This window comes from Salinithrix halophila, from assembly GCF_042650125.1.
GTDB classification, from domain to species: domain Bacteria; phylum Bacillota; class Bacilli; order Thermoactinomycetales; family DSM-45169; genus Salinithrix; species Salinithrix halophila.
Genome location: NZ_JBHSAP010000015.1, coordinates 163,399 through 175,507 on the forward strand (window position 1 = coordinate 163,399; position 12,109 = coordinate 175,507).

A 12,109-nucleotide genomic window follows, 5' to 3' on the forward strand; every position below is an offset into this window, starting at 1 on the left:
TTGGACCGACCACCCAGCGGAGTATCCGGAGGTTCCAACCGCTTTGTGGCCACTATGCTTTTCCTTCGAGTTTTTTTTATTGCTGGATACAACAAGGTGATGATTAGAATAATCGTCGATCCCGTTGTGATGAACCGCAGATCCTGGTCACCAAGAAAGAAAGCGGAATAGAAGGTGTATAGAACAAACAGGGACAATAGCACGACGAATCCATACTTGACCACCTTCAAAGAACCACATCTTTTCTTATTTTTGGTTACAGTTTAACAGTTTTTCAGCGACTTTCATATAGCTTGCAAAGGGGAGTGGTGCCCTTCGGGAATCCAGCTTGGCGCCCCTGCTTCGGGGCTTGTCAAATCTGTAATCAGGAGGTCCAACAACCCTAGTCACTGGTGTTGAGGTATATGCAAGGTATATCATGCGAAGAATCAAGAGACTTCTCAAGGTGTGATCGAGGGGTATTTTCCTGAGTCAGTAGAGTGATTTATTTGCTAATCGATACATCGGAATTACCAAGGACGATATGGATGACGTGTTCATCAAGCTTAACTTGTGATTCTCTCCTCAAAAAGCATCCCGGCCCCCTTAGTGTACAGGGAGCCGGGTTTTTGTTACGGAGATATTGTCTTAGCGTACAATTTTCTTTCTTCGGTCGGTGACCCCTATTTGTCAGGGATAAGTCCTCAAGTCATTTTTTGTTTAGCGGGGAATATTTGCAAATGAAAGGCCGATACCTAGACCCATTAAAACGGCTCCGATCAGTTTGTCGATGATAGGCTGATGTCGTATCAGTTTAGCACGGAAGCGTTCCTGGGAAAAAAACAGGGCAACCAATCCGAACCATATGAGATGCGCACCCGACATCAATAGTCCGTATGCAAATTGAGTGACGAACAGTGTATCGGGATGAACGACTTGTGTATAGGTGCTGACCACAAATAAGGTGGTTTTTGGATTCAGCGCGTTTGTCAAAAATCCCGTTTTCAAGGAGGAAAATGGGGAGATAGATTGGTCACCCTGCAGATCGATGGTTAGCTGCGCTTTGTTAAAAAAGGTCTTCCAGCCGATATAGACGAGGTATATTGCCCCTATCAGTTTAATCAATGTAAACAGTGTGACAGACTGTGAAATAATCAGTCCGATTCCGAAGATGGTGTAAAAAACATGCAACTGGACACCCAGTGCGATCCCTATAGCAACCAATACTCCAGAATGCCTGCCATACAGATAGCTATTTCGTGTGACGATCGCAAAATCTGGTCCTGGACTGATCGTAGCCAGGGTTGTAATCAAAGCAACAGCAAAAAGCTCCCCCATGTTATACGTCTCCAAACATTTTTGATGATTACAGGCATAAAGTGGTCACTACGAAGTTTGTATCCAGTCTCATTTTTTACGGAATGTCACAACCAGCACATCTCTAAAAGCTGGCTGGTCAGGATCAAGTGGAACAATCGGTGTTACCCCGTGCATAACGTGATCGTCATTAACAATTGCTGCATCAAAAGAATCAGTAAGTGTAAATTCATCCAAATGTTGTTTTTCGTTATCATAAATGGTTGTATTACCATTTGTGATATTTTCGCGGTTAACCATCATCATCATAACAAAACTGACACCATCATTGTGAATACCTTCAGGTGTTGGTTTACCCTCTTTAGCTTTATCGGCCACAATCCGAAATTGATGAACCTCGATATGCCAATGTGCATAGGGATAAAGACGTCCAAAGATATTGCAACAGAAGGATAATATGCTGGTCATTGTCTTTCCTTGCATGACTTGAGTTTCAACAGGTTCATAGTGTCTTGCAATGCCACCATTTAGGTTGTTGTAAGATATACTCTGGTAATGAGGTTGATGTGGTTCTTCGTGGAAAGTTTTGCCAGACGGGAGAGCGCTTAGCGTAGCGTGACGTCGAAAACGATAGGATCCGCCGTCTGCCATGTAATCGTCCCTTTTTAAATTATCCCAACTGTTCTTAAAATTAATAAAATCATCAGTGTCATAGGCATACTCTCTATGTAAAAAATCTTTGAAAACACTGGATGGTATAAAATGGTAATCATTGCGCATGACACGTTTACATAAGTCGTCTATATTTAATCCCTTTTCGTTTTCCACTTTGCTAAAATTGTTCATCAAAAACTTCCCCTCTCGATTCATGATGTTTAGGACAAAATAACAATAACAAAATATATAGTATATAGCAAGCAGTATTAAATGATTTATCCCCAAGAAGCCGGTTTTAATTCAAACACTTTATCTGCTAGCCACTGGGAAATCACCTGAAGGTCTTCTGCTGTATGTTTACGAAATCCAAAGAACTTCCGAATCTCTGCACGATGCCGTTTATTTGGAGGAACGGTCCCGAAAGATAGAGGAGGAAGCGCTGAAGGTCAGTGAGTTGATCCGGAAAGATCAGTTGCCGGACGTCACCCTAACCAATGGGGAACTACGGATTTCCCTTTGAAAAAGGTTGTCCCTTACGGGGTGGAGAATTTGCCCCGGCGAGCCTATGACCTTTTGCCCCGGATCAGGCTGACCGATCTATTGGTGGAGGTGGACGGCTGAACCCGGTTCAACCGTCACTTCACCCACTTGCACACCGGAACCAAGGCCAAGGACAAATCGGTACAGTTTTTTTCGGTCCTGTGACCCCTAGAAGACGGGCTGTCTTATTGATTTTTTTCCACGCCTATTTTTCTTACCAATTCCGAACGTATTTTAACAATTTCGTCACCGTACCAAAAAAGTTATCCTCCACCTCCTCTTCCGCGTGAAAATCCATCGATTGATAAAAGGAACGTCCGCTGATGTTCTCCTTTTCTACCCAGGCAAACATACATTGGAGAGGATCAGCGGTCTCCATCAATTGATTCAAAAGGCGTTTACCTATCCCGCGTCCTTGAAACTCTGGAAGAATGTAAATGCGCGTTAATTCATACTTACCAGGCTCCCTTTCTACCATCTCCCCATAACCGACAATGCGGTTGTTTTCTGTAGCAACATAAAACTGACGTTGTGGCTTGTTGCAATCTTTCTTCCAAGCTTTTCTCAAATTGTCTAAGGAATACGCATGTGATATGAATTTTAAAATGGATTCCTTCGGCAAGATTCCACGATAGGTGTGAAGCCAAGCTTTCCGTGCTACCTTCTGTATCTCCGATAAATCACTTTCCCTAACTGGACGAATCTGCATACTACCACCTCCTTTGAGCCCATGATTTATAATAATTAGATAAATTGATGTTGGAAAATTATTGTATCATCGGATTATGTTAAACGGAATACACAAAAAAACGCTCCCGAATCCCACGGGAGCGTTTCACGTTAAAAAGGTATGGTAGTATATACGCTGCTCCGGAAAAGGATACTCCCTCTTAGTCCTAGAAATGAGAGTCCTCCCCATAACCTCCGTTCTTTTTGGCCAACCCCCAGCATATCTTGTCAAAGACAAGCTCGGATGGGGAGGCGTGACTCATGGAACTCTCCTTGCCTCAGTGGGGGCAGCTTTTTACCCTGTCGATGGTAGCGATTGCCTTGGGGATGGATGCTTTCTCTCTCGGGATCGGCATGGGGATGAAGGGGGTTTTACACCGACAGATCGTCACCATCAGTGGTACTATCGGCCTGTTTCATATATTGATGCCTCTAACCGGGATCATGATCGGCCGTTATCTGGGAACCTTTGTGGAGAACATAGCCGTCATGGTGGGAGGGGGGCTCCTCTGCTTTCTGGGAATCAACATGGTATGGCAGGCCTTTCGCGACAGTCGGGAGGCCACCATCTTCGACACGGGGAGGACGTTGGGGGTCCTCCTTTTTTCGGTCAGCGTCAGTCTGGATTCTTTATCAGCGGGTCTCTCTCTGGGTTTATTCGAGGCGGATGTATGGTTGACGGTGGTCCTGTTTGGGTTAGCGGGGGGCTTGATGGCAGGGGCGGGTTTTTTTCTTGGGCAATCCGTGGGTGGATGGATCGGTGACTACGGGGAAGCGGTTGGCGGAGTGATTTTGTTTTTCCTTGGCCTCCGCTTTCTGATGTGAGGGATCTGCGATGAAGGAAGCCCTGTGGTTAAGTGCCCTCTCCGGTCTGTCTTCCTTTCTCGGGGTGGCAGCAGTGCTGTTTTTCCCCCGCCTTTCCAACCGTTTAATAGCCGCTGCACTCAGCCTATCGGCGACGGTGATGCTCCTTGTCGCTCTATTCGATCTGCTCCCGACCGCTGTCCGAGTGCGTGCCTCATTTGTCCACGTGGGGCTGGGGATGGCGGCAGCCCTGTTGGTGATGCTGAGTATCCACTACCTGCTGGAACGCGCTGACTCCCCGGATACGGATGCTGCCCGCTTTGGCCGGTTGGGATGGTACTTGGCGGTGGCGATCATTGCCCACAATGTCCCGGAGGGGATGGCGATCGGAATTGGATACGGGACGGAGAGGGAGCTGGGCCTTACCCTCGCGATGGCGATGGCTATTCACAATATCCCCGAGGGAGTAGGAATGGCGGCCCCTCTGTTGGCTTCCGGACGATCCGTCATCTCCGTGTTAGGGATCAGTCTCTTAGCTGGCGGGGCCCTTCCTTTCGGAACATGGTTCGGCCTCCGCTTCCTGCTGCACTCCCCGGACGCAGTGGCCGCGGGTCTTTTCTTCGCGTCGACCACCATGATTTGGGTGGTAACGATGGAAGTCATGCCCCGAGCGCTGGAAATTCAACGAAGATCGGCATGGATCGGGCTGGTCTTAGGGGGAGTACTCGCTTGGGGAATTCACCTATTTCATGGGTAAGGGTAAATTTTCCGAATATCCTCTTCCTTTCCCTTACGGCTGAAAGGCCGTTTACTTTTTGCCAAATAGCGGTATCATTTGGATAAACCATTGTGCGTAGTGACTATGGCCATAGTCTGAGTTTGCTGGAGGAGGTTTTTTCAGAGGTGGGGGAAATGAAAAGGGTCTTATTTGTTTGTACCGGAAATACCTGCCGCAGTCCGATGGCGGAGGCCATGTTTCGAAAAATCGCCCAGGAGGCCGGCCTGGGTGTGGAGGTTCGCTCTGCCGGTGTATCTGCCCTGCCAGGAGTATCAGCGTCGGACCATGCTGTACGGGTGATGCGGGACCGGGAGATTGATCACAGCAGTCACCGCTCCCAACAGGTCACCAAAGAGCTGGTGGAGTGGGCAGACGTGATTATTACGATGACTGCCGCCCATCAGTACAGCCTGGCGAGGGCTTTTCCCGAAGCTGTCGACAAAGCCTATACCCTGAAAGGGCTGGCCCAGGAGGAACTGGGGGAACGGTTGGCAGAGCTGGACCGGATGGGTGCGGAATTGGAGATGAATCGGGCGATCTTGAAGAAGACCGAAAAAGAAAGGGATGAGGAGGGGAGAAAGCCTTTGAAGGCGGAAATGGACCGGCTTGAGATGGAATACCGTTCCTTGCGGCAAGAAGTCGAAAAACAGGCATTTGGTGACGTGATGGATCCTTTCGGAGGGGATGAAGCGGAGTACCGGCGATGTGCCGGGGAGATGGAGGAAGCTCTTCGCCGCATCGTGGGGAAATGGGTCGAAAAGACCGGAAGATAAAAGGAAAAGCCCCTTTTACCTGGGGTGGGAGAAGCGTTATACTTGGCGAAAAGGACGCGAGGGGGTTTCATTTCAATGCGTGTGGTGATCGGTTCGGATCATGGCGGGCTTCAGCTGAAGAAAGCCTTAAAGCCCATATTGGAAGAATACGGGGCAGAGGTAGAAGATGTCGGATGTGATTGTGTCGACTCGGTCGATTATCCTGATTACGCTTTGCCTGTGGCGGAACGTGTAGCAAAGGGCGAATTTGACCGGGGCGTACTGGTGTGCGGGACAGGGATCGGCATGTCCATCGCTGCTAACAAAGTGAAAGGGGTCCGTTGCGCTGTCGTGAGCGATGAATTTTCCGCCCAGATGAGCCGGGAGCACAACAATGCCAACATCCTCGCCCTGGGAGAACGGGTAGTGGGGCCGGGGTTGGCTGCAAAGATCCTGCGTGCCTGGCTGGAAACGGAATTTGCCGGTGGTCGCCATCGACAACGGGTGGATAAAATCGAGGCACTGGAGAGAAGGGAAGACACGTGAACCGGGAGATCCGGGACCAGGTCGTGGGCGTGACGGAAGAACTGCTGGAGGCCATGCCCCTCACCTCTCGGCACTTACTGGTCATGGGAGTGAGTACCAGTGAAATTGTCGGAAGGCGAATCGGTACTTTCGGGAGTGATGAGGCAGCTGCCGCTGTTCTGGAAGGGGCTCTAGCTGTCCAGTCCCGGCATAGCTATCACCTCGCCTTCCAATGTTGTGAGCATCTAAATCGGGCTCTGGTTGTTAAACGGATGACGGTGGAGGCTTTCGGCCTGACGGAGGTAAACGCGATTCCCGTTCCCAGAGCGGGCGGGGCGATGGCTTCTTCTGTTTTTCGTCGCCTGCCCGAGGCGGTCCTGGTGGAGTCGGTCCAGGCCGATGCTGGGATCGATATTGGTAGCACGCTGATCGGTATGCACCTGAAACCTGTCGCCGTTCCTGTCCGACCGACACAGAAGCAGGTGGGAGAGGCTTTCGTCACCATGGCGAAAACGCGCCCAAAACTGATCGGCGGGGCACGGGCTGTCTATGTGCTGGAGGGGGACAAGCCGGATTAACTGTCCATCCCGTGTGGGTAATTCGGAAGAAAGCGAATGATAGAAAGAAAATCTTCTTATTCGTTCGGGCTTTATAAGCAGGCGGAACTCGGGGAGCGGAGCCTTTCTTTTCCCCGAATTCCCATGGGATAAGGGGCTTCAATCTGTTACAATGGGGTATATTGCAAAGAGGTAAAAGAGGAGGAATCATTCGTTGGAACACGTACGGCAGTTTGATCCGGAAGTCGCATCGGCGATCAGTCAGGAACTGGGTCGGCAACAGGGGAAAATTGAACTTATCGCGTCGGAAAACTTCGTCAGCCGTGGGGTGCTGGAAGCGCTCGGTACCGTGTTGACCAACAAATATGCGGAAGGGTATCCCGGCAAACGCTATTACGGGGGCTGTGAGTATGTAGACATCGTGGAGGATCTGGCACGTGATCGCGCCAAGAAACTCTTTGGCGCCGAACATGCCAATGTGCAGCCCCACTCCGGTGCCCAGGCCAACATGGCCGTTTATTTCTCTGTGTTGAATCCGGGGGATACAGTTTTGGGAATGAACCTGGCCCATGGCGGTCACCTCACCCACGGAAGTCCGGTCAACTTCTCCGGCAACCTGTATAACTTTGTCGCTTACGGGGTGGATGAAAAGACTCATCGCATCGACTATGAAGAGGTTCGTAAATTGGCTCTGGAGCACAAGCCGAAGCTTCTGGTGGCCGGTGCCAGTGCCTATCCGCGCACCATTGACTTCGCTAAGCTGAAAGAGATCGCCGATGAAGCGGGCTGTCCGTTGATGGTGGATATGGCTCATATCGCCGGACTGGTAGCGACGGGTCACCACCCCAACCCTGTGCCCTATGCGGATTTCGTCACTACCACCACGCATAAGACCCTGCGCGGTCCCCGGGGCGGCATGATTCTCTGTAAAGAACCGTATGCCAAGCAGATTGATAAGTCGATCTTCCCTGGAATTCAAGGCGGCCCCCTTATGCATGTGATCGCCGCTAAAGCCGTCGCCTTGAAGGAAGCCCTCGGCGATAACTTCAAAAGCTACTCCGAACAGGTTGTGAAAAACGCCAAGAAGTTGGCGGAATCCCTTACCGAACGCGGCTTCAATCTCATCTCCGGCGGTACGGACAACCATCTCGTCCTAATCGATGTCCGTAATCTGGGTCTTACGGGTAAGAAAGCGGAACATCTCCTCGATGAAGCGGGGATCACCGGCAACAAAAACGCGATTCCCTTCGACCCGGAAAGCCCCTTTGTCACTAGCGGCCTGCGGATCGGCACCGCCGCCGTCACTTCTCGTCATATGGATGGCGAGGCGATGGAGGAAATTGCCGATATCATGGCCCAGGTGCTGAAGAATCCGGAAGACGACCAATCCCAGCAGGAAGCCCGCCAACGTGTTGCCTCCCTCACGGGCAAGTTTCCGTTGTACGCGGATATGGAAATCTGAATGTGGCTGAAGGGCGTCTGCGTTGCCGGGCGTCATTACTCCAGCCAGGGACACCCCTCACGGGGGTGTCTTTTTTGTGTTGCGGAGGATAGATCGATACATAGACAGGGGATAAAAAGAACATTACAATGTACAGGGAACTTGAAGGGAGTGTGACGAAATCATGGGGAACGTATACGTTTTTGATCATCCGCTGATTCAACATAAACTGACGTATATCCGGGACAAGCATACTGGGACCAAAGAATTCCGCGAACTGGTGGATGAAGTGGCCGCTCTGATGGCTTATGAGATCACCCGGGATATGCCGCTACAAGACGTGTCGGTAGAAACGCCGGTTACCGAGGCCAGCTGCAAAATCCTTTCTGGGAAAAAGCTGGGGCTCGTCCCCATCCTGCGAGCCGGTCTCGGCATGGTGGACGGGATCCTGCGCCTGATTCCCGCCGCTAAAGTGGGCCATATCGGCCTCTACCGGGATCCGGACACCCTGGAAGCGGTTCAATACTATTCAAAGATGCCTTCGGATATCGGAGAGCGGGAGTTGATTGTCATCGACCCGATGCTGGCAACTGGAAGCTCCGCTTCGGAAGCGATTCGGATGATCAAAGAGATGGGAGCGCGGAGTATTCGCATGATGTGTCTGATCGCCGCTCCGGAAGGGATTGAACGGGTACAAAAGGATCATCCTGATGTAGACATCTATGTCGCTGCTGTCGACGAGAAGCTGAATGACAAAGGCTACATCATCCCCGGACTGGGGGATGCAGGGGACCGTCTCTTCGGCACCCGGTAACCGGGTCCGGTTCGTCACCGGTCGTTCACAGACATGGAGAAAACGGGGGAATAGAGAACGTATTCTGTACCAAGGTTAATTTGTTCCCCCTCGGTCTCTTTCGTTTTCGGAATATTGAGCCGGTGTTCAACTCATCCATAGAGATCCGGAACCAACTGTTCACCCGCCCTTTAAAATTGTGAATAACTGTTCACATCCGCTTTTTCGTATGCGTTGACAAGCAATATCGGGCTTCGGTAGTATAGACGGGGAAGATTAGATAAGGATTAAAAAAACAGGGTGTAAAGCCGTTTTGCGCCAATTGTTCCATGAATTTCAGCCGGTTTCATTCCCCGTTGCTATTCGCCGGATTGCCTAATTTGGGGGGATTTTTCGTGAAGAAGAACTCCGATAATCCGCTGCGGATGATGGGACTTGTCGGAACACTCGGTCTGGAAGTCGTGGCTTTTACATTGTTCGGTGCGTGGGCGGGCCGCGCCCTGGATGCCCAATGGGGAACCAAACCAATCATGCTGGCTGTCTGTGTGCTGGTCGGGTTGGCCCTCGGTTTTGTCAGTGCTGCTTTGACCGTTCGCACGTTTATGGATTAAGCGGGTAACGGTTCCCTCCTGGAAGCGGCAGCTCCCCAACCCTCCCCGACCAAAGGGTGAATGCTTCATGAAACCAACAGAGTGGCGCCAGCGCCGCCCAGTCGTGACCCTCATGGGGGTCTTCCTCACCAGCCTACTTCTCCTGTGGCTTTTGACACCGCAGAAAACCTTTTTTGCCGGGCTTTTCCTCGGCGGATTGGTTAGCCTATACAATATTCTCAATGTTGCCCGGAAGCTGACGGCCCTGGAGGCCCATGCATTCGGAGAATCCCACAAGCGTCCCGGCTCCGGGATGATCAACCGTTTTCTGATGGCGGCAGCACCCTTGCTGTTCGCGGCGGCTTATCCACAATGGATCGACTTCCGCGCGGTGCTTCTCGGTCTTCCTTCCGGCCTGGCCGCCGTTTTGCTCATTGAATTCTGGGATGTGAGAAAAAAGTCGCATCCGACGGAAAGGGGGGAAAAATGACCGATGGAAATTGCGCCTAGAGTAGATTTTTTGGGCCTCACCTTCGATGTCTCCGTGATGATCGGCACGGTCGTTACCAGCATCCTCGTCCTGCTCCTTACCATCCTTGCCACCCGGAACGTCCAGATGCGGCCCGGCGGGTTGCAGAATCTGGTGGAGATGATCCTGGATTTCGTCCGCGGGATCCTCAATATCAGCTTCGATCAGAAGACGGCGGAGAAGTATCTGGGCTTCACCTTGACACTCTTTCTCTTCATCTTTATCGCCAACCAGCTCGGGGTGATGCTGATGGTGACCACGGAAGTGCACCATCCAATTCCAGGGCTGGGGGTGACCGCGGAAGCCTTGAAAGACTCCCATGGCATTGCCTGGTTGAAGTCGCCCACCGCTGACCTCAACGTAACCGTTGTCATGGCAGTTGGGATCGCACTCTTCGCCCACTTCATGGGAATCCGGAAGAACGCCAAAGGGTATATCTCTCACTACTTTCAGCCCTTCGCCCCCATGGCTCTGATCCACATCATCGACGAGATCGCCAAACCGACGACACACGCCATGCGTCTCTGGGCCAACATCTTCGCGGGGGAAGTGCTGATCACCATCATGCTCACCTACGGCGGGCCGCTGATGACCGGAGCTCCCCTTGTGGTATGGCTGGGCTACTCGCTCTTCGTCGGCACGATCCAGGCCTACGTCTTCACTGTGTTGGCGTCCGTATACATCGCGCAGAAGACTGTGCAAGACCATTAAATCAACGATTGATTCCAAGGAGGAATTTATACAATGGAAATGTCCGTACTCGCAGGTGCCATTCTGATCGCTTTCGCCGCCATCGCCGGTGGTATCGGTAACTCCCTCGTCATCTCCAAATACCTGGAAGGCATCACACGTCAACCGGAAGCTCGGGGAACCCTCTTCGGCCAGATGTTTATCGGGATCGGTCTGGTCGAGGCGCTGCCGATCATCTCTGTGGCCTTCGGCATCCTGGTTCTGTTCGGCATCATCTAAGCGGAAACTAGGGTTCAACGGCGGGGATATCGATTCCCGCCTTGCTTACTGTAGACGTATCGCAATAGGGATTGAAGGGAGTGACTCGGTGTGCTGCAACTAAATTGGGGGACCATGATTTTTCAGGCGGTCGCCTTTATCGCCCTGATGCTGTTGGTATCTAAATTTGCTCTCCGGCCGATGCTGGGAGTGTTGAAGAAGCGTCAGGATTATATCGACGAACAGATCTCCTCCGCGGAAAAGAACCGCGAGCAGGCAGAAAAGCTGGTGGCCGAACAGCGGGAAGCTTTGGAAGCGGCCCGTGGGGAAGCCAAAGAGATCCTGGAACGGACCAAATCCCAGAAAGAACGGGAAGCGGAAGAAATCATCAAAGGCGCCCAGGAACGCGCCGAGCGGATGATCAAGGAAGCTACCTCCGAGATCGCCATGGAGAAAGAAAAAGCCCTGGCGGAATTGCGGGACGAAGTGGGTCGCCTTACCGTCCTCCTCGCCTCCAAAGTCATGGAGAAAGAGCTGGATGAAAAGGAACAGGCTAAGCTGGTGGACCGTTACCTCGACCGGGTAGGCGAACTGCAATGAGCCAGTCCATTGTAGCGAAACGGTATGCCAGAGCCTTGTTTGAAGCAGCCCGGGATAAAGGGCAGCTGGATTTGGTCGAAAAGGAATGGGAAGCAGTGGCGGAGGCTCTGCGCCAAGTGCCGGAAGCACGGGCTTGGATGGCCCACCCATCGGTGACACCGGAACAGAAGAAAGCCTTCTTCTCCAAACTGCTCGAAAACGTGTCGGAGTTGACGAAAAACCTTCTTCTGGTGCTGATTGACCGGCGACGGGAAGGGGCCATCGAAGGGATCGGTGAGGAGTATAAACTCCTCGCTAACGAATCCCGAGGCATCGCTGACGCGGAAGTGGTCACCGCCCGTCCCTTGACCGACAAAGAAGAAAAAGAATTGATCGCTGTATTCCAGAAGCGGATCGGGAAGACCCTGGTGGTAAAGAACCGTGTCGATTCCGACCTCCTGGGCGGCGTGATCGTCAAGATCGGCGACCGGTTGTATGACGGCAGCCTCGCCGGCAAGTTGGAGCGTTTCCAAAAACAGCTCAAAAACTCCCGTGTAGGGTGACTCGGATCGGAAGGATAGGGGTGAAATC

At 51.8% G+C, this 12,109-nt stretch carries 16 protein-coding genes; 13 read left to right on the forward strand and 3 right to left on the reverse strand.

Going from position 1 to position 12,109, the window contains the following annotated elements; genetic code table 11:
- Positions 1-699: 699 nt before the first annotated feature.
- The 3 genes from ACFOUO_RS11020 to ACFOUO_RS11030 all read right to left on the reverse strand — a co-directional run bounded on the left by ACFOUO_RS11020 (position 700) and on the right by ACFOUO_RS11030 (position 3,202).
- Positions 700-1,317 (reverse strand): LysE family translocator, encoded by a 618-nt coding sequence (locus ACFOUO_RS11020; protein WP_380705162.1) that lies wholly within the window; start codon positions 1,315-1,317, stop codon positions 700-702.
- 69 nt (positions 1,318-1,386) lie between these two features.
- A complete protein-coding gene (locus ACFOUO_RS11025; RefSeq protein ID WP_380705164.1) occupies positions 1,387-2,142 on the reverse strand; it encodes a 2OG-Fe dioxygenase family protein in 756 nt (251 codons plus the stop codon).
- Between the two features lie 565 nt (positions 2,143-2,707).
- On the reverse strand, positions 2,708-3,202 hold the full coding sequence (locus ACFOUO_RS11030) for a GNAT family N-acetyltransferase (protein WP_380705166.1): 495 nt from the start codon (positions 3,200-3,202) through the stop codon (positions 2,708-2,710).
- A gap of 281 nt (positions 3,203-3,483) precedes the next feature.
- On the opposite strand from ACFOUO_RS11030, the gene ACFOUO_RS11035 reads away from it, so the two are divergent.
- The 13 genes from ACFOUO_RS11035 to ACFOUO_RS11095 all read left to right on the forward strand — a co-directional run bounded on the left by ACFOUO_RS11035 (position 3,484) and on the right by ACFOUO_RS11095 (position 12,081).
- The gene (locus ACFOUO_RS11035; RefSeq protein WP_380705168.1) at positions 3,484-4,047 is read left to right on the forward strand and encodes a manganese efflux pump MntP; all 564 of its coding nucleotides are present in this window, start codon (positions 3,484-3,486) and stop codon (positions 4,045-4,047) included.
- Between the two features lie 10 nt (positions 4,048-4,057).
- A complete protein-coding gene (locus tag ACFOUO_RS11040) occupies positions 4,058-4,783 on the forward strand; it encodes a ZIP family metal transporter (RefSeq protein WP_380705170.1) in 726 nt (241 codons plus the stop codon).
- A gap of 155 nt (positions 4,784-4,938) precedes the next feature.
- A complete protein-coding gene (locus ACFOUO_RS11045; protein WP_380705172.1) occupies positions 4,939-5,577 on the forward strand; it encodes a low molecular weight protein arginine phosphatase in 639 nt (212 codons plus the stop codon).
- Positions 5,578-5,652: 75 nt separating this feature from the next.
- Complete coding sequence (gene rpiB / locus ACFOUO_RS11050) at positions 5,653-6,102, forward strand: ribose 5-phosphate isomerase B (protein ID WP_380705174.1); 450 nt, start codon at positions 5,653-5,655, stop codon at positions 6,100-6,102.
- Positions 6,099-6,659, forward strand: a complete 561-nt coding sequence (locus tag ACFOUO_RS11055; protein ID WP_380705176.1) for a TIGR01440 family protein — start codon at positions 6,099-6,101, stop codon at positions 6,657-6,659. Before rpiB ends, ACFOUO_RS11055 begins: the two co-directional genes overlap by 4 nt.
- 193 nt (positions 6,660-6,852) lie before the next feature.
- Positions 6,853-8,100 (forward strand): serine hydroxymethyltransferase, encoded by a 1,248-nt coding sequence (locus tag ACFOUO_RS11060; RefSeq protein ID WP_380705177.1) that lies wholly within the window; start codon positions 6,853-6,855, stop codon positions 8,098-8,100.
- Between the two features lie 163 nt (positions 8,101-8,263).
- Entirely contained in the window at positions 8,264-8,893 is a 630-nt protein-coding gene (gene upp, locus ACFOUO_RS11065; RefSeq protein ID WP_380705178.1) for a uracil phosphoribosyltransferase, read from the forward strand.
- A gap of 374 nt (positions 8,894-9,267) precedes the next feature.
- Positions 9,268-9,483, forward strand: a complete 216-nt coding sequence (locus ACFOUO_RS11070) for an AtpZ/AtpI family protein (protein WP_380705179.1) — start codon at positions 9,268-9,270, stop codon at positions 9,481-9,483.
- Between the two features lie 67 nt (positions 9,484-9,550).
- On the forward strand, positions 9,551-9,952 hold the full coding sequence (locus ACFOUO_RS11075) for an ATP synthase subunit I (RefSeq protein ID WP_380705180.1): 402 nt from the start codon (positions 9,551-9,553) through the stop codon (positions 9,950-9,952).
- Between the two features lie 3 nt (positions 9,953-9,955).
- Positions 9,956-10,702 carry a F0F1 ATP synthase subunit A gene (atpB, locus tag ACFOUO_RS11080; protein ID WP_380705181.1) on the forward strand — a complete coding sequence of 249 codons (747 nt, stop codon included), beginning with the start codon at positions 9,956-9,958 and terminating at the stop codon, positions 10,700-10,702.
- A gap of 33 nt (positions 10,703-10,735) precedes the next feature.
- Positions 10,736-10,960 (forward strand): F0F1 ATP synthase subunit C, encoded by a 225-nt coding sequence (gene atpE / locus ACFOUO_RS11085; RefSeq protein ID WP_380705182.1) that lies wholly within the window; start codon positions 10,736-10,738, stop codon positions 10,958-10,960.
- A gap of 90 nt (positions 10,961-11,050) precedes the next feature.
- Positions 11,051-11,539: a F0F1 ATP synthase subunit B gene (gene atpF / locus ACFOUO_RS11090; protein WP_380705183.1), complete on the forward strand. Its 489-nt coding sequence runs from the start codon at positions 11,051-11,053 to the stop codon at positions 11,537-11,539.
- Positions 11,536-12,081: a F0F1 ATP synthase subunit delta gene (locus ACFOUO_RS11095; protein ID WP_380705184.1), complete on the forward strand. Its 546-nt coding sequence runs from the start codon at positions 11,536-11,538 to the stop codon at positions 12,079-12,081. The genes atpF and ACFOUO_RS11095 overlap by 4 nt, the downstream gene beginning before the upstream one ends.
- Positions 12,082-12,109 lie beyond the last annotated feature (28 nt).